Origin of the sequence: Rhodococcus sp. 114MFTsu3.1 (assembly GCF_000383555.1) — a bacterium.
Taxonomy (GTDB): domain Bacteria; phylum Actinomycetota; class Actinomycetes; order Mycobacteriales; family Mycobacteriaceae; genus Rhodococcoides; species Rhodococcoides fascians_E.
On record NZ_KB911552.1, the window covers coordinates 111583 to 132581 of the forward strand.

General features: G+C 65.5%; 16 protein-coding genes. 1 reads left to right on the forward strand and 15 read right to left on the reverse strand.

Translation table 11 applies throughout. The features are described 5' to 3' along the window. Positions 1–8: 8 nt before the first annotated feature. Positions 9–530: a DUF6912 family protein gene (locus tag H292_RS0116705; protein WP_019666110.1), complete on the reverse strand. Its 522-nt coding sequence runs from the start codon at positions 528–530 to the stop codon at positions 9–11. A 7-nt stretch (positions 531–537) separates the two neighbouring features. Continuing rightward, the gene (locus H292_RS0116710) at positions 538–1989 is read right to left on the reverse strand and encodes a WS/DGAT/MGAT family O-acyltransferase (RefSeq protein WP_026347949.1); all 1452 of its coding nucleotides are present in this window, start codon (positions 1987–1989) and stop codon (positions 538–540) included. 197 nt (positions 1990–2186) lie between these two features. Here H292_RS0116710 and H292_RS0116720 point away from each other — a divergent pair, with 197 nt between their 5' ends. Continuing rightward, entirely contained in the window at positions 2187–2768 is a 582-nt protein-coding gene (locus H292_RS0116720) for an Rv3235 family protein (RefSeq protein WP_019666113.1), read from the forward strand. 27 nt (positions 2769–2795) lie between these two features. Here the strand turns inward: H292_RS0116720 and secA are convergent, their stop codons facing one another. The 13 genes from secA to H292_RS0116785 all read right to left on the reverse strand — a co-directional run bounded on the left by secA (position 2796) and on the right by H292_RS0116785 (position 20989). Then, the gene (gene secA / locus H292_RS0116725) at positions 2796–5735 is read right to left on the reverse strand and encodes a preprotein translocase subunit SecA (RefSeq protein ID WP_019666114.1); all 2940 of its coding nucleotides are present in this window, start codon (positions 5733–5735) and stop codon (positions 2796–2798) included. Between the two features lie 234 nt (positions 5736–5969). Next, entirely contained in the window at positions 5970–6638 is a 669-nt protein-coding gene (gene hpf, locus H292_RS0116730) for a ribosome hibernation-promoting factor, HPF/YfiA family (RefSeq protein ID WP_019666115.1), read from the reverse strand. A gap of 282 nt (positions 6639–6920) precedes the next feature. Continuing rightward, positions 6921–7613: a ComF family protein gene (locus tag H292_RS0116735; protein WP_019666116.1), complete on the reverse strand. Its 693-nt coding sequence runs from the start codon at positions 7611–7613 to the stop codon at positions 6921–6923. Positions 7614–7654: 41 nt separating this feature from the next. Continuing rightward, positions 7655–9454 (reverse strand): MtrAB system accessory lipoprotein LpqB, encoded by a 1800-nt coding sequence (gene lpqB, locus H292_RS0116740; protein ID WP_020112117.1) that lies wholly within the window; start codon positions 9452–9454, stop codon positions 7655–7657. Further along, the gene (gene mtrB, locus H292_RS0116745) at positions 9451–11193 is read right to left on the reverse strand and encodes an MtrAB system histidine kinase MtrB (RefSeq protein WP_020112118.1); all 1743 of its coding nucleotides are present in this window, start codon (positions 11191–11193) and stop codon (positions 9451–9453) included. Before mtrB ends, lpqB begins: the two co-directional genes overlap by 4 nt. Then, positions 11190–11867 (reverse strand): MtrAB system response regulator MtrA, encoded by a 678-nt coding sequence (gene mtrA, locus H292_RS0116750; RefSeq protein ID WP_008717777.1) that lies wholly within the window; start codon positions 11865–11867, stop codon positions 11190–11192. Before mtrA ends, mtrB begins: the two co-directional genes overlap by 4 nt. 4 nt (positions 11868–11871) lie before the next feature. Continuing rightward, positions 11872–12537, reverse strand: coding sequence for a dTMP kinase (locus H292_RS0116755; protein ID WP_019666119.1), 666 nt, complete (start codon positions 12535–12537; stop codon positions 11872–11874). Between the two features lie 8 nt (positions 12538–12545). Next, the gene (ahcY, locus tag H292_RS0116760; RefSeq protein ID WP_019666120.1) at positions 12546–14048 is read right to left on the reverse strand and encodes an adenosylhomocysteinase; all 1503 of its coding nucleotides are present in this window, start codon (positions 14046–14048) and stop codon (positions 12546–12548) included. A gap of 93 nt (positions 14049–14141) precedes the next feature. Continuing rightward, entirely contained in the window at positions 14142–15419 is a 1278-nt protein-coding gene (locus tag H292_RS0116765) for an alkane 1-monooxygenase (protein WP_020112119.1), read from the reverse strand. Positions 15420–15508: 89 nt separating this feature from the next. Next, the gene (locus H292_RS0116770; protein WP_027498874.1) at positions 15509–17014 is read right to left on the reverse strand and encodes an amino acid permease; all 1506 of its coding nucleotides are present in this window, start codon (positions 17012–17014) and stop codon (positions 15509–15511) included. Between the two features lie 111 nt (positions 17015–17125). Continuing rightward, positions 17126–18361 (reverse strand): mannose-6-phosphate isomerase, class I, encoded by a 1236-nt coding sequence (manA, locus tag H292_RS0116775; protein WP_026347952.1) that lies wholly within the window; start codon positions 18359–18361, stop codon positions 17126–17128. Continuing rightward, positions 18361–19509 carry a hypothetical protein gene (locus H292_RS0116780; RefSeq protein WP_020112121.1) on the reverse strand — a complete coding sequence of 383 codons (1149 nt, stop codon included), beginning with the start codon at positions 19507–19509 and terminating at the stop codon, positions 18361–18363. Before H292_RS0116780 ends, manA begins: the two co-directional genes overlap by 1 nt. Positions 19510–19621: 112 nt before the next feature. Continuing rightward, on the reverse strand, positions 19622–20989 hold the full coding sequence (locus H292_RS0116785) for a phosphomannomutase/phosphoglucomutase (protein WP_020112122.1): 1368 nt from the start codon (positions 20987–20989) through the stop codon (positions 19622–19624). Positions 20990–20999: the final 10 nt, after the last annotated feature.

Genomic DNA, 20999 nt, shown 5'->3' on the forward strand with positions numbered 1-20999 from the left:
TTCGACTTCTACAGAAACTCCAACAGGAACGGCAGCTCCTGCGTCGCGTACCACGCGAGGGCGTGATCCTCGGCATCACCGAGGACGAACTCGGCGTCCGGATCGCCCATGTCCGCCGCATCCACGACCCCGACCGCCTTCTCGACAGCGGACTCGGCGCCTTCGAGGTCGACGTGGACCGACGCGACCTCGCTCATCCGAAGCGGCTCCTTCAACCGAACGACGGCGTCGTCCAGGTCCGGCCGAAGCGTCGGATCCTCCACGTCCGCGGCGATCACCGCACGCCGGAACACGACCGAGCCGTCGACGACACCGTCGCCCTCGTCTTCCAGTGCTGCACCGACCAGACGCAGTGACGCCCTCGCCGCTTCGTTCATCGCGACCTCGGCCAGCTCCTCGTCGTCTCCCGACGAATAGGCCTCACGGAGGGTGGGGGTCACCGCGAACGCGGTACGACTGACCGGATGGAACTCACCGTCGGCCACCAGCGTCCGCAACATGGCGACCGTCGCCGGAACATAGACCCTCACGCGTACCTCACACTCTCGATTCGTTGCTGGCGTCGACGAGCTCTTCGAGCGCCTCGCGCAACAGGACGGTGATGACGTCGACGTCGGGCATCGCGCCACGATCGGCGTTCAGGCCGAAGCACACGAATCCGTCGTACGACGTCAAACCGATACTGAGAGCCTGGTTCTCGAACAGCGGCGACACGGGGAACATCTCCAACATACGGGCACCTCCCACGTACAGAGGGAACTGTGGACCCGGGGCATTGGTGACGATCAGATTGAACAGGCGCCTCGACAGCCTGCTGCCCGCCCGGGCACCCATCGCGTGCAGACTGGCGGGCGCGAACCCCGAGATCCGCATCAACGTGTCCGCGGTGACCCCCGGAGACTGTTTGGCGTGCGCCTCGGTGGCGTGCGCGATGTGCGACAACCGCACCACCGCGTTCAGCTCACCCACCGGCAGGTCGATCAGGAACGACGACACCTCGCTGCGGGGCGGCATCTCCGGGTCGTGGTCTCCCGTCAGCCGGTCCGCGCGCTCGTAACCCGACGGATCCTCGGCGACGTAGACCGACATCGGAACCATCGCGCGCACGGTCGACGACGCCGTGACGGGCTCGCCCCGCGACAGCAGCCAGTTGCGGAGAGCTCCGGTCACGACGGCCAACACGACGTCGTTGATCGAGCAGTCGAAACGTGTGTGAATCTTGCGGTAGTCGGTCAGTTCGGTCTTCGCGACCGCGAAACGTCGGTTCCTCGAGATGGGGGCGTTCAGGGGGCTCGTCGGCGCGGTCTGGGCGGCGGTCCGAACGACGGACAGCACCTTTCCCGCTGCGCCGAGCGCTCCCCCGGCGATTCCGGCCACCCCGGCCGCGGCACCACGCAAGATCTCGACTCCCTCGCTCGGGGAGGCGATCAGTTCCGTGATGGCGTCGATCACCAGCGCGGATTCCTTGGGTTCGCGCGCAGGCATCCACAATTCCTCCGCCATCGCGGGCGGGCTCTTGGTTGCATCCAGAATGACCTGGCCGATCTCGAGCGCCTTCTCACCGTCGACGAGCGCCGAGTGCGACTTCGTGAAGATCGCGAACCGGTTCTTGCTCAAACCCTCGACCAGGTACATCTCCCACAGGGGCCGAGTGCGGTCCAGGGGCCGCGACGTCAGCCGCGCCACCAGATCGTGAAGTTGCTCGTCCGATCCCGGCTTCGGTAGGGCCGAGCGGCGAATGTGATACGTGATGTCGAACTCGCCGTCGTCCACCCACACCGGCCGGGCCAGGCCGAACGCAACTTCCCGAACCTTCTGTCGGTACCGCGGCACCAGAGCGAGGCGCTGCTCCACCAGCGACAGCAGGTCCTCGTAGCGAAAACCGTTGCGAGGCGTGCGAAACACCGCGAGAGAACCGAGATGCATCGGTGTACTGCTGGCCTCGAGGAAGTAGAACGACGCATCCTGAGTTGTCAGTCTGTTCGCCATCGCGGGTACCGGTTCCCCAATCCTTAGCCACACCGTGCCGATCACCACTCGTCGAGCGAGGTGGTTCGTCGTACTCGAACCTAGACGAACCCACAGGCTACAGCCATTCGGCCGACGTTCGATGGAACCGACTGCGCCTCGGTTCCGTCTGAATTACCAAGAGGCCGAATCCGCCGGAGGGACCGAGAATGAACGCCATGTCGGATGCACGCCGGTTCGCGTACATCGCCCGCGCCACAGCATTCGAACCGCCGACGGACAGCGCACGTGCGAACGACGGGCCGGTGACGGACAGTCAGGCCGTCCCTGCTGCCTGCAGCAGGCCGACCCGTCGCCGACGCCCGTTCCCGCGCAGCGTCGGACACCACGAGCACCCCGAAGGTTCCGGACCTGCCGCCGCACGCGGATCGCGCATCGGCCCGTTGGTGGTGGACAGCGAGAATCCGGTGTCCGACGATGCTCGCCGCGGCGCCGAGCAGGCAGTTCGGTTGCTGCTGGAGGTCCTGGATCGACGACGGCCGCCCGAGAAGATGGGACAGCTGTTCGCCCCGAACGTCGTGGAATCGGTGCGGACGATCGCACGCACCGAACCACCGGGTCGACGGCTGGGGGCGGCCAGCCTGCGTCGCATTCACGTCACGCACGCCGCACGCAACGCGACGGAAGTGTTCGGAACCTACACGCGCGGGACGCGGGTGTTCGCGGTCGCGGCCCGCCTCGAGTACCGGCGCAGCCTCAAGTACACCGGGTGGACAGTCACGTCGCTGCGCGTCGTCTGATGCCGTGCAGCGACGTGACCGAGACCCCTAGCGCTTCTTCTTGGACCGCGCCGGCTTGGACGTCTTCGACTGTGCCCGAGCGGCTTCGCGGCGTTCCCGACGCGTTCCCTGCGCCGCGGCGTCGCCGCCCGACGAGTTGGGTGCCGTCGCGACACCGGACCGGCGAACTGCGGTCCCTCCGTCTTCGTCCGGACCGGAGAACGTCAGACGCTCCTCGGTGCGGTCGTCCAGGCCCTTCGCGCGCAAGGCCGACGGAACGGGGGCGGCAGGCGCCTCCTTCTTCGGTTCCGGACGGGCCGGCGCGGGCTGACCCGCCGACGCCGGAGCCGCGCCCGCGACAGCCGACGCTGCCGGGGCCGTGCCGGTGTTCGCTGCCCGAGTTCCGACGGGCGAGGCGAGTCCCGGTGCGACCGCGAGGCCGGCACCGACGGCCGGACCGGCTGGGGCAGGTGTGGCCTCGACCTGAAGGTTGAACAGGAATCCGACGGACTCCTCCTTGAGTCCTTCGAGCATGCCTCGGAACATGTCATAGCCTTCGCGCTGGTACTCGACCAGCGGGTCACGCTGTGCCATCGCTCGCAGGCCGATGCCTTCCTTCAGATAGTCCATCTCGTAAAGGTGTTCACGCCACTTGCGGTCGAGGACGGACAGCAGCACACGGCGTTCGAGCTCACGCATACCATTATCGCCCGCCACCTCTTCGATGCTCTTCTCTCTGGTGGCGTACGCGGCGCGCGCGTCGGCCAGCAGTGCTTCGAGGAGTTCTTCGCGGGTCAGGTCGCTCTTCTCACCGAATTCGTTCTCGTGCGAGAGCTCCTTGTGGTCGAGACCCACCGGATAGAGCGTCTTCAGCGCTGTCCACAGCTGCTCGAGATCCCAGTCCTCGACGTAGCCCTCGGCGGTCGCGCCGTTGACGTAGGCAGTGATCACGTCGGTGATCATGCTTTCGACCTGGCCCTCCATGTCAGCGCCCTCGAGGATGCGACGCCGCTCCTCGTAGATGACGGTGCGCTGCTGGTTCATCACCTCGTCGTACTTCAAGACGTTCTTGCGGATCTCGAAGTTCTGCTGCTCGACCTGGGTCTGCGCACTCTTGATCGCCTTCGACACCATCTTGGCTTCGATGGGAACGTCGTCCGGGAGGTTGAGCCGGGTCATGATCGACTCGAGCGCACCACCGTTGAACCGGCGCATCAATTCGTCACCGAGCGACAGGTAGAAGCGCGATTCGCCCGGGTCACCCTGACGACCGGATCGACCACGGAGCTGGTTGTCGATACGGCGTGAGTCGTGACGCTCGGTGCCGAGGACGTACAGGCCGCCGGCGGCGCGCACGGTCTCGGCGTCGGCCTTGACCTGAGCCTTCACCGTTTCGAGAGCGGAGTCCCACGCTGCCTGGTACTCATCGGGCGTCTCGACGGGATCGAGGCCCTGCTTGCGGAGCTGCACGTCGGTGATGATGTCCGGGTTACCGCCGAGCACGACGTCGGTACCACGCCCTGCCATGTTGGTGGCGACCGTGACGGCGCCGTGGCGACCGGCCTCGGCGACGATCGTCGCTTCCTGCTCGTGGAACTTGGCGTTCAGCACGCTGTGGACGACGCCGCGCTTGGTGAACTGCTTGGACAGGTACTCCGAACGCTCGACGCTCGTCGTACCGATCAGCACGGGCTGACCTTTGCCGTGTCGCTCGACGACGTCGTCGACGACGGCGTCGAACTTGGCTTCCTCTGTCTTGTAGATGAGGTCGCCGTTGTCCACCCGCACCATGGGGCGGTTGGTCGGGATCGGGATCACACCGAGGCCGTAGGTCTGGTGCAGCTCCGCGGCCTCGGTCTGCGCGGTACCGGTCATGCCGGACAACTTGTCGTAGAGCCGGAAGTAGTTCTGCAGCGTGATCGTGGCGAGAGTCTGGTTCTCGGCCTTGATCTCCACCTTCTCCTTGGCCTCGATGGCCTGGTGCATGCCCTCGTTGTACCGGCGGCCGACGAGGATACGACCGGTGAACTCGTCGACGATGATGACCTCACCGTCGCGGACGATGTAGTCCTTGTCCTTGGTGTAGAGCTCCTTGGCCTTGATCGAGTTGTTGAGGTAGTTCACCAACGGCGAGTTGGCGGCCTCGTAGAGGTTGTCGATGCCGAGCTGATCCTCGACCAGCTCCACGCCTGCCTCGTGCACACCGACCGTGCGCTTCTTGATGTCCACCTCGTAGTGGACGTCGTTCTTCAGCAACGGTGCGATGCGGGCGAACTCGCCGTACCACTTGGACGACGCGTCGGCCGGGCCCGAGATGATCAGTGGCGTGCGGGCCTCGTCGATCAGGATCGAGTCGACCTCGTCGACCACGGCGAAGTTGTGCCCCCGCTGGACCAGATCGTCGAGCGAGTGCGTCATGTTGTCGCGCAGGTAGTCGAAGCCGAACTCGTTGTTGGTTCCGTACGTGATGTCGGCGGCATACGCGGTACGACGCTCGGCCGGGGTCATGCCGGACAGGATCACGTCGGTCTCGAGGCCGAGGAAACGGTGAACTCGTCCCATCCACTCCGAGTCGCGCTTGGCGAGGTAGTCGTTGACGGTGACGACGTGCACTCCGTCACCGGACAGCGCGTTGAGGTATGCCGGGAGGACGCAGGTCAGGGTCTTGCCTTCACCGGTCTTCATCTCCGCGACGTTGCCGAAGTGCAGGGCCGCTCCGCCCATCACCTGGACGTCGAAGTGCCGCTGGCTCAAGACGCGCCACGATGCTTCGCGCGCAACGGCGAAGGCCTCGGGCAGGAGTTCGTCGAGCGTTTCGCCCTTGGCGTAGCGCTCCTTGAATTCGACGGTCTTGGCCCTGAGCTCGTCGTCGGACAAGCCCTCGACGTCCGGTGACAGGGTGGACACGTGGTCGGCGATGTTCTTGAGTCGCTTGACCATGCGACCCTCACCGACACGGAGCAGCTTGGAAAACGACAGCGAAGGCACGGGCTTTCTCGTCCTCGATCCTCGGTTACTTGTATTCGGTCGACAGGTTGGCGGTGCAGGCCCCTCCGACGTCGCGACGAGCTCTGGTGATGCGACCTGCCGATGCGACCTGACGCAACCATGGTAGGCGCTGGACCGTCAGGGCCCACAGACCCACGTACCAAAGCAGGCCCCACCTGGTGTTTTCCGGGTGAGGCCTGCTTCGTCTCAGGGTGTTCCTACGTAATTCTCAGCTCACGTGAGCCTGATCAACCCGTAGTCGAACGCGTGACGGCGATACACCACCGACGGTCTGTCGGTCGCGGAATCGTGGAACAGGAAGAAGTCGTGGCCGACGAGTTCCATTTCGTAGAGTGCGTCGTCCACACTCATCGGGGCTGCGGAGTGAACCTTGGTGCGCACGATCTGACCGGGGCCCGACGGCTCGTCCTCGAACGTGTCGAGTTTGATGTCCGGGTCGATCGCCAGATCGTCGTCCTCGGCGAGTTCGGCGGTGGCCTCGGCCACCGAGACGGGACGCTTCTCTCCGTAGTGGACCTTGCGACGGTCCTTCGTGCGACGCAGCCTGCTTTCCAGTTTCGAGGTCACCGATTCCAGGGCTGCATAGAAACTGTCGGCACATGCCTCGGCACGAACCACGGGGCCCTTGCCCTTCGCGGTGATTTCCACGCGCTGACATGCCTTGGCCTGTCGGCGATTTCGCTCGTGTTGGAGTTCGACGTCGAACAGGTAGATGGAGGGGTCGAAACGTTCGAGCCTGGCGAGTTTTTCGGATACGTAGATCCGGAAATGGTCTGGGATCTCGACGTTGCGGCCTTTGACCACAACGTCGGCATGGGTCTTGGTGGACTCGTCCGAAGGCTTCTCGTCGAAGAAAACCGAAGCTTGTGAAGGGGTCGTCACGCGTACCTCCCGATATCGGCCACGCCGCCGGTGCGACGCGGCAAGTGCTCATGCCGAGTGGGGAACCAACCGGCATCAGATTCAGCCGCATCACCTCCACGTAACGAGAAGTCGCATCGCCTCACACAGCGGAACCACCGGTTCTTGCTCTGCAAGTACGTGACTGCGACGTTAGTCGGTCATCCGCCGGTGTGCCACCGTTCACGCGGAATTCGCCGACATTCTCAGTACTTGTTCAGTCACGTCGCGGTCCCATCACGGATGGAGCAGTCCATGGGAGTCTCAGACTGCCGTCACCACCAGGACTCCGTCGACCGGGACTCCGAATTCCTTTAGCACTCTTACCGATTCGGCGGCGGTTGCACCCGTGGTCATCACGTCGTCGATCAGCAGCACCGAGGTGGCCGAGCCTGCGCCGCAGCCGAGTTCGAGAGCAGGCGCACCGCGACGCACTCGAATCCTGCCGGAGATGTTGGCCGCGCGCTGTGCGGCACCGAGACCGACGGAATCCCGTACGCCGTGCGCCATCGCGAGTGCAGGCACCATCGACACCGGTTCCGGCCACAGCGCAGCTGCGGCATCGGCGGCGAACCGGCGCACCGGATCACCGCCACGACTGCGCGCGGCACGCGCCCGCGTCGGGGCGGGTATCAGCACGAGGCGAGCCAGTTCCGGTGGATCCAGATGCCCGTACACCCTCAGGTGGTGTAGCGCTGCCGCGACGGCTCGGCCTATCGGCGCCGCCAGGTCGTGTCGATTGCGCTCCTTGAGGGCGAGCACCGCCGCCCGGCGGGCGCCGACGTACGTGCCGAGCGCCCAGCACGGCACGAACGGGTCCACGCGTGGAGTCAGCGCGATCGGCGGGCTCGCCAACTCGTCCTCGCACCGCGCGCACCATTGAGCGCCAGGTCGGCCGCAGCCACCGCATTCACGTGGAAGGGCCAGGTCCAACATCGCCGCCAACACACCGCTCATGCGTGGGAGTATGACCGATCGGTCCGACAGACACGATGCGCTCAGCCGGGCAGTACCGGAGTCGCCTTCACCCCGGCCAGGCCGGCGACTTCACGCCAGTACCGATCCCCCGCCGGATCGTTGTTGTTCAGCTGGAACACCGCGCGCGAATCCGCGACGTACTCGGCCGTCGTCGACGCATCGACCGACAACACAGGTGCGGTCAGGTTTCGACTCGGCAGCGCATCGAGCCGCGAGCCGTCCGTGGTCACCTGAACCACCGGAACGTCCGTCGCGATACGCACGACGACCACCGCGTCGCCGGTACTCCAATCCAACGCGAGCGCATCGCTACCGAGTCCGTTGGCAACCGCTTTCGGCGACACGAGCGAGTACGTTCCGTTGGGTTGGCGCACGACTGTCGCGACGTACACCAAGCCGTCGACGATCATGGCCGCCCGGACGCCGTCTCGGGAGAGCCGAAGATCGGTGATTCGCGATCCGAGAGCCGTCACGGCACCCGCGTCGACCGGAAGCACCGACACCTGACCGTTGGCCGGATCTCGCGCTGCGCGAATGACATTGGTGCCGTCGATGACCGCCCACGCCGCGTTGTTGTCCACTCCCCACGTGGGCCGGGTGATCGACTGTCCCTCGGCCACCGGGAACGCTCCGCTGTCGTAGCCGCCGATCATCAACGCCGACGACGGTTCGGGTGCGGGACGGCCGGTGTCGGCGACACCTGCGACGAGAGTTCCGTCCGTCGACAGCGCTGCGCTCCGCAGATTCTCCACGGTGCCGAAGTAGCCCGGCACCGGCGTCGTGCCGCTGTCGTCGACGGACACCAAGCGGCCGGACACCAGCGCGTGCAACCCGACGTCGTTCTCCGGCGAGGCCAGTGGGTCGAGGGTGCCGACGTCCGCCGTCGTCCATCCGTCGGGTTTGGAGTTGTCGAGGGGTTGACCGTCCGCGAGAAGCACGTACGGTCCCGCGATGTCTGCCGACGCCAACGTCCACACCACCTGGGCCGCGAGCAGTTCGCGGTTCTTGGCGTCGACGGCCTGCAGGCCCCCGAAGTCGATCCGTACGCCGCCGCCGGACCCGATGGCCTCCTGCGAGGTTCGCCCGTCGGCCTTGGTGATGGGCCCGCGAATTCCGACGCCGTTGCCCAGTTCGTTGGACACGGCGGGAGCCAGGCTCGGCTTCGGTCCGTCGATCAGCAACTGGACCAGTTGATCGGCCATCTGATCGGCTGCGCCGCTCACCCACCGCACGTCGGGTACGAGGGCCGCGCCGAGCGGGTCGACGAAGAACAGCGACTTGCGCTGATATGCGCCGAAGAATTGCGAACGATCGATGACGACGCCGGGGGGTAGTTCGTCGATGCGCCACTCCCCGTCGACCTTGATCATCCTGATGTTCGAGTCGACCGTGCCTGCTCCTGCTTGGTAGTCACCGCCGGGTGCCACGAGACCGACGGTGTTGGATCGGAGCGTGAACTGCGCCTCGGTGTCGGTGCGCATGCCGGTGAGGAGATCGATCTTGTCGGCGACGACGGTCTTCGCGCTGTCGTCCCAGCTACTCGACGCCGAGGCGGTCAGGAACTGCCGAGCGGCCTGATGTCGGTTCGCCGATGCCGCACTTGCGGTCACGAAATCTCGCAGCAGCAGGTCCGGCTCGCGGCCCGAAGCAGGCGGGGGCGGAGTTGTCGACGCCGCACCTGCGGTGAGCGACCCGATTGCCTGTGGACTGGAGGATTCAGGGAGGCTCGCGCATCCGCCCAGTATCAGAACGAGACTCGTCAGCGCAGCGACCACGAGGCTGACGCGTGAGAACCGAGTGCGTCGGCGCTGCGTCGTCATGTGGACCGACCTCCGCCCGTGTCCGCGCCGATCGAACCGGCGGAATCGATCGACGCACCGGGTCCTCTCGGTTCGTCCGCGCGATCCGTCGCGGACGGAAGCGGTTGTCCCTGGGTGTATCTGCGCGTGCTCGGCTTGAGCGGAAGTGGACTGCCGATCACCTTGTGTCCTCGCACCAGCGGCAGAGTCAGGCGGAAGCATGCCCCCTCGCCGACGGCTCCCCAGGCTTCCAGTTTGCCGTCGTGCAGCCGGGCGTCCTCGACACTGATCGCCAGGCCGAGGCCGGTGCCACCGGATCTGCGGACTCTCGACGGATCCGAGCGCCAGAAGCGGTTGAACACCAGCTTCTCTTCGCCCGGACGCAGGCCGATGCCCTGGTCCCTGACGACGAACGCCGCGGCGTCGGTGTTGGCCCTGAGCCGGATCAGAACCGGGCGGCCTTCGCCGTGATCGAGAGCGTTGGCCAGCAGGTTGCGAAGGATGCGCTCGACGCGACGGGGATCGACCTCGGCGACGACCGCGTGATCGGGCATGTCGACGATCACTTCGGTCGCGCTCTCCCGCGCGAGATGCCGAATGGTGGACACCGCGGCCCGTGCGCACATGCGGAGGTCGAGTTGTTCGGACGCCAGCTCGGCGACGCCTGCGTCGTGGCGACTGATCTCGAGGAGGTCGCCGAGGAGGGTCTCGAACCGATCGAGCTCGTTGACCAGTAGTTCCGACGATCGTTTCAGCGCTGGATCCAGGTCGGCCGAGCCGTCGTGGATCAGATCGGCGGCCATGCGGACGGTCGTCAGCGGGGTTCGTAGCTCGTGGCTGACGTCGGAGGTGAACCTTCGTTGCAGGCTTCCGAACTCCTCCAGCTGGGTGATCTGTTTGGACAGACTCTCCGCCATCTCGTTGAACGACATGGCCAACCTCGCCATGTCGTCCTCTCCGCGTACCGGCATCCGTTCCTTGAGCCTGCCGTCGGCGAATCGAACGGCAATACGCGATGCCGAGCGAATCGGCAGCACGACCTGCCTGGCCACCAGCATGGAGATGGCAGCGAGCAACACCAGCAGGACCACGGCGCCGATCAGCAGCGTCCCCCGCACGAGCGAGAGGGTGCGCTCCTCGCTCCCGAGCGGGAACACGAGGTACAGCTCCAGGTCGGCGATGTCCGACGCGGTCGGCGTACCGAAGATGATGGCCGGACCGGTGTAGTCACCCTGCTCGGCGTCGCTGACCGTGGCGTACTGCCAACTGATCAGGCCTTCCTGGACGAAATTCCGAAGGCTCTCCGGGATCTGAGACGACGGGCCGATGGACGAGTCCGTCCTGATGCCGTCTCCATCGACGATGAGCACGGGATCGAACGTACCGGCGGATCCGGTGCTCTGCCCGGAGTCGACTCCGCCGCTCGTCAGCTGCGCACGAGCGCGTTCCAGACGCGAGGAGAGACCCGTCGTTTCCTCGGCGCCCGCCAGCGCGCCCTCCACGGTCATCCGGGAACGTTCGAGTTCCTCCGTGGCAGCAGTGATCTTCGCTTCGAGGAGTCGATCGGTGATCTGGCTCGTCAGCACCGCGCCGAGAATGGTGATGACGACGAGAGACAACGTGAGTGTGGAGACGACCACACGCAGTTGCAGCGACCGGCGCCACGCATGGCCGATCGATGTGGTGAGCGCTCTGAACCAGCGCAGAAGCGGCGTGAACGTTCCGTTGATTCGACGCCGCGAACGGTTGGACCAGATCACGGCGGTCCGGCTTTGTAGCCGACTCCCCTCACCGTCAACACCACCTCAGGATTCTCCGGATCCTTCTCGACCTTGGCGCGCAACCGCTGCACGTGGACGTTCACGAGGCGGGTGTCCGCGGCGTGGCGGTAACCCCACACCTGCTCGAGCAGCACCTCTCGGGTGAACACCTGACGCGGTTTGCGCGCGAGGGCCACCAGCAGGTCGAATTCGAGCGGCGTCAACGACACCAGTTCGTCCCCTCGGCTGACCTTGTGCGCGGGAACGTCGATGACGATGTCCGCGATGGAGAGCAACTCCGCCGGCTCGTCCTCGGTGCGCCGCAGACGTGCTCGCACACGAGCGACCAGTTCCTTGGGCTTGAACGGCTTCATGATGTAGTCGTCGGCGCCGGACTCGAGACCCAGCACGACGTCGACGGTGTCCGTCTTCGCGGTGAGCATCACGATGGGAACCCCGGAGTCGGCCCGTAGAACACGGCACACGTCGATGCCGTTCATCCCGGGCAGCATCAGGTCGAGCAGCACGAGATCCGGACGATTCTCTCGTACCGCGGACAACGCCTGTGTGCCGTCGCCGACCACGAACGGTTCGAAACCCTCGCCGCGAAGGACGATGGTCAGCATTTCGGCGAGTGCCGAATCGTCGTCGACTACAAGAATCCGAGGCTTCATGGACCTATGTTGTCACTTTCCCGGCGTCAGTTGGCTGATTGAACACGTCGGCGGCGAGTCGATCGGGGTCGACGTCGGCGCCGACGACCTGCCACGGCGACATCCAGTTCGACGCCGCCAGTTCGTCGTACACCGCAGCGGTTCGCGATTGCAGCGATCCGTCGCGCTCGTAGGCATCCCGCGTCCGCGAGGCGTCCGCGGTCTCGCGTGACTCCGCGCGCGAGGCGGCCAGTTCCACCGACACGTCGAGGAAGATCTGAGTGTCCGGGATCGGTACCTCGAATCGATCGAATTCGAGGGCGCGGATCCATTCGACCGCCTCGCCGTCCGCGGACTGGTCGAGCCTCGCGGCGGTGTACGCCGCGTTGGACGCGACATAACGATCCAACAGCACTATGTCGTTGTGAGAGAGCGCGTTTCGTAGCTCCTCCGCGGCCGACCTGCGGTCGAGCGCGAACAGCAACGCCATTGCGTGGACGCTCTGCGCGGTGTCGCCGTGTTCACCTCGTAACGCTTCCGCGGCGAGATCGGCGTGCACCGAGGCGTCGTACCTCGGAAAGCCGATGCGAACCACCTCGAGATGTTCGCGTTCCCACGCCGAGACGAGCCGACGGGCGAGCGTGTTCTTGCCCGCGCCGTCGACTCCCTCGATGACGATCAAACGGCCCACGACGGGACCTAGTAGCGGTAGTGCTCGGGCTTGTACGGGCCCTCGACGTCGACGCCGATGTACTCGGCCTGCTCCTTGGTCAGTTTGGTGATGGTGCCACCGAGTGCCTCGACGTGAATGCGAGCGACCTTCTCGTCGAGGTGCTTCGGCAGGCGGTACACCTCGTTGTCGTATTCGCTCGGCTTCGTCCACAGTTCGATCTGGGCGATGACCTGGTTGGAGAAGCTGTTGCTCATCACGAACGACGGGTGACCCGTTGCGTTGCCGAGGTTGAGCAACCGGCCCTCGGACAGCACGATGATCGAGTGGCCGTCCTTGAACTGGAACTCGTCGACCTGCGGCTTGATGTTGATACGCGTCACGTCCGCGGCCTTCTCGAGCCCGGCCATGTCGATCTCGTTGTCGAAGTGGCCGATGTTGCCGAGGATCGCCTGGTGCTTCATCCGCTTCATGTGCTCGAAGGTGATGATGCCGAGGTTGCCGGTGGAGGTGATGACGATGTCGGCCTTGTCGATGTACTCCTCGACGGTGCGGACGTCGAATCCGTCCATCAGGGCCTGGAGCGCGTTGATCGGGTCGGCCTCGGTGACCGTGACGCGTGCGCCCTGACCCTTGAGTGCCTCGGCGCAGCCCTTGCCGACGTCGCCGTAACCGCAGACGAGGACGGCCTTGCCGCCGATGAGAACGTCGGTGCCGCGATTGATGCCGTCGATCAACGAGTGGCGGGTGCCGTACTTGTTGTCGAACTTGCTCTTGGTGACCGAGTCGTTGACGTTGATCGCCGGGAACGTGAGCTCGCCTGCCGCTGCGAACTGGTAGAGACGCAGGACGCCGGTGGTGGTCTCCTCGGTGACACCCTTGACCGACTCCGCGATGGCCGTCCACTTGGTCTTCGACTCTTCGAGCGAGCGACGCAGCAATCCTAGGAACACCTTGTACTCGTCGGAGTCGTGATCGTCGTCGGTCGGCGGTACGACGCCTGCCTTCTCGAACTGGGCGCCACGCAGCACGAGCATAGTCGCGTCGCCACCGTCGTCGAGAATCATGTTCGCGGGTTCGCCCGGCCACGTGAGCATCTGCTCGGCAGCCCACCAGTACTCTTCGAGGGTCTCGCCCTTCCACGCGAACACCGGGACGCCCTTGGGCTCCTCCTCGGTTCCGTGGGGGCCGACGACGACAGCTGCTGCTGCGTGGTCCTGGGTGGAGAAGATGTTGCACGACGCCCACCGCACCTCGGCGCCGAGCGCAACGAGCGTCTCGATGAGAACGGCCGTCTGTACGGTCATGTGCAGTGACCCGGAGACGCGGGCGCCCTTGAGCGGGAGCACCTCCGCGTATTCACGTCGGAGTGCGATCAGACCCGGCATCTCGTGCTCGGCGAGCCGGATTTCCTTGCGGCCGAACTCTGCGAGCGAAAGATCTGCGACCTTGAAGTCGATTCCACCCCGGTGGTCCGCGGTGAGTGCCGATCCGGCGGCCGAACTGCCGCCGGCATGTGCTGAGGTCGTCATCTTGCCTCTCCTGTTGTGCGTTGCGTTTCCGCACCAGGCTATCGGGTCGACTCGCGGTGGGTTCGGGCCAGGTGGCGCCGCCCTCGTTCGGAATCAGGCGGCCGTACGAGTTGTCCGGTTCTGCGACTCGGGCGCCGCGAGTAGCCCATGTCGGGCGAGAACCTTGTCTCGACGTCGGGGCAGGATGTTGGCGCGGGTGATGTCACCGTCGTAGTGAGCGAGCACCCGGCGATCCATCACTCGACGCCACAGCGGAGGGACGGCGGCGACGAGCACCATGGACGCGTAGCCGGCCGGTAGCTGCGGGGCCTCGTCGCAGCTGCGCAAGGTCTGGTAGCGCTTGCCCGGATTGGCGTGGTGGTCGCTGTGCCGCTGGAGGTGGTACAGAAAGATGTTGGTGCACAGGCGGTCGCTGTTCCAGCTGTGCCGCGGCGAGCACCGCTCGTAGCGCCCCCGCTCGTTCTTCTCTCGAAGCAGACCGTAGTGCTCCACGTAGTTCACCGTCTCGAGCAGCAGGACACCGACGACGGCCTGGAGCAGAAGGTACGGCAGGATCGACAGCCCGAACACGAGCACCAGCGTGCCGAACAGTGCGACGCTCATCGCCCACGTGTGCAGCAGGGCGTTCTGCGGGCTCCATCGGTGGATCCCGCGCCGATGCAGGCGCTGATTCTCGAGCCGCCACGCGGATAGGAGTCCCCCGACGACGCTTCGAGGCAGGAACGTGTACAGGTTCTCGCCGAACCGAGCACTTGCCGGGTCCTCGGGGGTGGCGACGCGGACGTGGTGACCGCGGTTGTGCTCGACGAAGAAGTGACCGTAGAGGGTCTGCATCAGCGCGACCTTCGCAAGCCACCGCTCGTGCTCCTCGATCCGGTGACCGAGCTCGTGAGCCGCGTTGATTCCCGTGCCCGCGACCAGCCCGACCGTCACAGCGAGCCCGATCTTGTCGATGACGGCGAGTGAACCGAACGCCCACATCCAGCACGCGACCAGCAACGTCACGAATTGGACGGGGAGGAAAAGATAGGTGCACCACCGGTAGAACCGGTCCTCCTGCATGTGCTCGGCGTCGCTGTCGGACGGGTTGTCTCCGTCCTCGCCCGCCAGCATGTCGATGACGGGGATCACGACGAAGAACACCATCACACCGCTCCACCAGAAGATGGGCATTCCGGTCCAGAGAACCAGTTGCGACGGCAGTAGGGCCGACGCGGGTGCCAGCAGGCCGAGAAGCCACAACGCTCGCTTCCCGGCCCGCCGCTTGTGAACGACATTGGTGCTTCGTGCTGGCTCGACGGTCGCGTCCCCCGACACGCCACCCCCGGCTGACTCGTCCACGGCCGTGGACGAGTGACCGGCGCGTTTCATTCGATCCCCCCTGAAAAGAAAACCTCGGGTTTGTTCGGCAAGCCTATAGCAGGCGGAAGTTCCGAAACAGGGGTTCGTCGATCGAATTCTTACTTGGACGAACGAGCCTGTTCACGGGCGCGCAGAGTCTTCTCCACGTTGCGCTTGCTGTAGACGAAGTAGATCACCACACCGATGACCATCCAACCGATGAATCGGAGCCAGGTCTCGACCGACAGGTTGACCATCAACCACAGGCAGGCCACCACCGCGAGGGTGGGAACGACCGGCATGAGCGGGACCTTGAACCCACGCGGCAGATCCGGTCTGGTGCGCCGCAACACCACGACGCCGATGGACACCAGCACGAACGCGAAGAGGGTGCCGATGTTGACCATCTCTTCGAGTACGCCGATCGGGAAGAACGCGGCGAGTACCGCGACCACCACACCGACGAGGATCGTGATGCGAACCGGAGTGCCGCGCTTGCCGGTGTGCGCCAGCGAGGTCGGCACCAACCCGTCGCGCGACATCGCGAACAGTACGCGGGTCTGACCGAGCATCAGCACCATCACGACGGTTGTCAGACCGGCGAGAGCACCGAACGAGATGATGTTCTTGGCCCATGTCAGACCGTTCAGATCGAAGGCCGTCGCCAATGTGGAACTGTCGCCTGCCAACTCGGTGTACTTGACCATTCCGGTCAGAACGAGTGTCACGGCGACGTACAGGACGGTCACGATGGCCAGAGATCCGAGGATGCCGCGCGGCAACGCCTTCTGCGGTTCCTTGGTTTCCTCGGCGGTCGTCGCGACGACGTCGAATCCGATGAACGCGAAGAACACGAGACTTGCGGCGGCCAGAAGTCCGTACCAGCCGAAGGTGCTGCCACCTGCTCCGGTGACGAAGGAGAACAGGGACTGATGGATTCCCTCGCCGGTCGATCCTTCCTCGGCGGGTGGGATGTAGGGCGAGTAGTTCTCGGCCTTGATGTAGAAGGCTCCGACGACCACGACGAGCAACACCACAGCGACCTTGATCGCGGTGATCACCAACGACACCCGGGAGGAGAGTTTGGTACCGCTCGCCAGCAGGACGGTGATGACGACGACGATCAGGAACGCGCCCCAGTCCACGTCCAACGAGCCGATGGTCACGATCGGCGACGAGGATCCGAGCACCTCCCCCAGATACAACGACCAGCCTTTGGCGACGACGGACGAGGCGAGCGCGAACTCCAGAATCAGGTCCCAGCCGATGATCCAGGCGATGAACTCACCGAACGTGGCGTAGGAGAACGTGTATGCGCTACCTGCCACCGGAACGGTCGAGGCGAACTCGGCGTAGCACAGCGCCGCGAGACCACAGGCGACCGCAGCGAGCACGAAGGCCAGCGACACGGACGGGCCCGCGACATTGCCCGCGGTACGCGCAGTCAACGTGAAGATTCCGGCACCGATGACGACGGCGACGCCGAAGACGGTCAGGTCCCACGAGTTCAGATCCTTGCGCAGCTTGGTGTCCGGTTCGTCCGTGTCGCGGATGGAATCCTCGACCGATTTCGTTCGGAAGATTCCAGTTCTGCGAGCGGGTCCGGTCGAACGCTCTTGTTCCATCTTCTCTGCTTCCACCTGTCGATACCGTCGGGTGTGTGTCACTCGAACACCTTCGGTAACACCCTAAGGCGTAGACACGTCGGCCCGATGCAACTCGAGCGAACGCGTGCCTCAGACGCGGAAGTTGCCCACCGTCGCGCGGAACACCTCGGCGTCACCCCACCGAGCGGTCACGGTCGGGGCGGCTTCCGCTGCCGAGACCCACACTGCCGACCCGCGTTCGACGATCTGCTCGACCTCACCGTCCTGCACGGCCACCCGACCCTCCGTGCACAACACGATCTGCGGGCCCACGCTGTCGAGGATCTCGGACGCTCCGTCGGCCAACGCCGTGCGGGACAACGCGAACTCCGGTGCAGGCGTGTCGTAGACGATCGTCGACGACTCACCGGACACCTCGGGATCGAGAATGTTCACCTCAGCGGGTTCGAAATCGAGGACTCTCAGCAGCTCCGGGACGTCGACGTGCTTCGGCGTCAGTCCGCCACGGAGAACGTTGTCGGAGTTGGCCATGATCTCCACGCCGGTGCCGGACAGGTACGCGTGCAGATTGCCGGCATCCAGGTAGAGACCTTGCCCGGGTGACAGCGTCACACGGTTCAGCAGAAGCGCGGCGAGAACGCCTGCATCGCCGGGGTAGGACTCCCCCAGTTCCAACAAGGTTCGTGCTTCGTCGACGAATTTGCCGTCGTCGTCGTGCGCGGAGGTCGACAGGTACCGGATGCATCCCTCGGCCACGAGAGGGAGGAGCGCGTCGAGGGCAGGACCCGGCAACGTGATCCACGACGTGAACACGGTGCGCAGACCCGCTTGATCCGGCTGGTCGGCGAGTAGAGACCGGTAGCCGGAGAGAGCGTCGACGCCGAGCGCGTCGATGAATTCGACGGTATGCCTGGGGCACCGAAAGCCTGCCAGCGCATGGAATTCGGTGAGTGCGACGATCAGTTCCGGCTTGTGCGACGCGTCTCGGTAGTTACGGACGGGAGAATCGATCGGTACTCGACGTGCCTCCTCGCGCGCGAAACCTTCTTTCGCCTGAACGGAACTCGGGTGCGCCTGCAGGGACAGGGGTTCGTCGGCGGCGAGCAACTTCAGCAGGAACGGCAACCGGCCTCCGTACTCCTGCGAGGTGGCAGCTCCGAGCTCACGGTCCGGATCGTCGTCGATGACGGCCAGCAGCGACCGAGCGGAATCACCCGGCCCGATTCGAGCAGGGTCGGCGGGGTGTGCACCCAGCCAGATCTCCGCCTCGGGATGCTCGGACGGCACTCGCCGTCCCTGCAACTGCGCAAGCGAGGTTCTCGATCCCCACGCGTACGACCGAACTGCACCGTGCAGTGGTTGCACTAGTTACCGCCCATCAGATGTAGATACGCGGCAGCCATCTCCAGCCGCGTGGCCACCAATGTCATCGATTCGAGTTCCCCGACCGTCCCGGACGGCAGTGGAGTCTGCGGACCGACCCGATCGGAGACAGGGCCCGCTGCAGGAACGGACGCCGTGACGGCGTCGTCGCCCCCCGCGACGAGAATGTCCACGTCGTCCAGCGCCGCGGTGCGACGGTCCGTGTCCAGGGCACCCGTCGGCGCGGCCACCGCGAACACCCGGACGCCGGGTTGCGGCTTCGGACCGTCGAGTTGGTCGTCGTGGAAGAACGGGTCGTAATCGGCCGGCATCTCGGACGAGGCACCGGTGGCCTGCACTCCGGCTGCCACCACGTCCGGTAGATCGCCGGAGGCCGCCGCCACCCCCGCTACGCGGAACAGCACTTCGCTGCCGTGCCGTGCCGTCTCCACCGCGAGTGCGCTCGTTCCGGTGAACACCGCCCGGCGCCCTGAGATGCGCGACGCGATGGACTTGGCGGGATTGTGAAAGACCTCGTGCCGAGGGTGATTTCGCGACGCTTCCTCGTCCAACGCATCGGCGAGGCGAGCGAGATCGGGAAGCAACGCTCGGTAGGCGCCGGACGACAACGCGCCCAGAACGCACACCGCAGCAGCGACGTAGCGCATCAGTGCGTTGGGTTCACGCACCGACACGCGCGGCGCCAGGAACAGCCCACGTCCGGCCGCCGCCGAACGGAGCGGCCCCTCGTCGGGAGTGACGAGTACGGTTTCCGCGCCGCGGCGCACGGCGGCAGACGTGGCCTCGGACAACCGGGGATCTCCAGCGTCGTCTCCACAGATCACCACGACGTCGAGGGGTCCGACCCACGGCGGTGTGCCGTCCGACACGACCAACGGGACGCCGATACGGGCGCCCACGGCAGCGACGACCATCGCGGTGGCTCGGCGGGCTCGGCCGCCGCCGGCCACGAACACCACACTGCGGGGACGGAGATCCGACAATCGGTCACCGACGACGTCCTCGTAGGAGGACATCGTCGCGCGGGTCTGTGCGCCGGCCAGCGCCGCGCTGCGCAACCAGCCTTCGACGTCGGCCTTGGCGAGGGCGTCCGAGTCGTCCAGATCCAGTGCAGGCGTAAGAGTGGTCATCGCGTGCCACCGTCCTTCCTGATCCGACTCGCCGTTTCTCCCACCGATGGTGCCCGCATACCCACCGCCGCGTCCATTAATACAGTTCGGGCTCGAGGTGATACTCCGCCGATCAGCCTCGGACGATGCCGAGGATCTCGGTCGTCAAGGCATCCACTTCGTCGGAGGTACGAGCCTCGACGTTGAGCCGGAGAAGCGGCTCGGTGTTGGACGCACGCAGGTTGAACCAGGCACCTCCGTTCAGATCCACCGTCACTCCGTCGAGCCGATCGACGCCCGCGGTGCGCTCGGCGAACGCGTCGAGCACGGCCGACGTCCGTGCTGCGGCGTCGTCGACGGTGGAGTTGATCTCCCCGGACGCCGAGTACGTCTCGTACCCGCGCATGAGTTCGCTGAGCGGACGGTCCTGTGAACCGAGTGCCGCGAGGACGTGCAACGCAGCCAACATGCCGGAGTCGGCGCCCCAGAAGTTCTTGAAGTAGTAGTGCGCGGAATGTTCTCCGCCGAAGATCGCTCCGGTCTCCGCCATCTGCTGCTTGATGAACGAGTGACCGACGCGAGTACGCACAGGGGTACCGCCGAGCGCGGTCACCAGCTCCGGCACCGCTCTCGACGTGATCAGGTTGTGGATGATCGTCGCTCCGGGTTCGCCGCGCAGTTCACGCTCGGCGACGAGGCCGGTGACGGCGGACGGCGACACCGGGTCGCCGTTCTCGTCGACGACGAAGCATCGGTCGGCGTCTCCGTCGAAGGCGAGCCCGATGTCCGCGCCGGTCTCCCGCACGAACTTCTGCAGATCCACCAGGTTCGCCGGATCGAGAGGGTTGGCCTCGTGGTTGGGGAACGTGCCGTCCAGCTCGAAGTACAGAGGTTCGACGGTGACGGGCAATCCGTCGAACACGGCTGGAACCGTGTGGCCGCCCATTCCGTTGCCCGCGTCGACAGCGATCTTGACTCCGGACACCTGAGAAAGGTCGACAAGGCCTCGGACGAAGTTCGCGTAGTCGACGAGAACATCTTGTTCGGTGACCGAGCCCGGCGTCCCGTCGTATGCCGGGACGCCTTCGACGAGCTCGGACTTGATGGTCGCGAGACCCGTGTCCTGACCGACCGGCTTGGCACCGGCACGGCAGAGTTTGATGCCGTTGTACTTCGCCGGATTGTGACTCGCCGTGAACATCGCGCCCGGGCAGTCGAACGATCCCGAAGCGAAGTACAGCTGATCCGTCGACGCGAGACCGATCAACACCACGTCGAGGCCCTGCGAGGTGACGCCGTCGGCGAACGCACGCGACAATTCCGGTGACGATGCCCGCATGTCGTGGCCGATGACGATGCGCGTGACGCCGGGTTCGCGCACCAGACGAGCGAAGGAAGCACCGACGTCGCGCACGAACTCGGCATCGATCTGCTCGCCGACCACCCCCCGCACGTCGTAGGCCTTGATGACTGCATTGACGGCTTCGGCAGTGCGTGCCACGAACGACTCC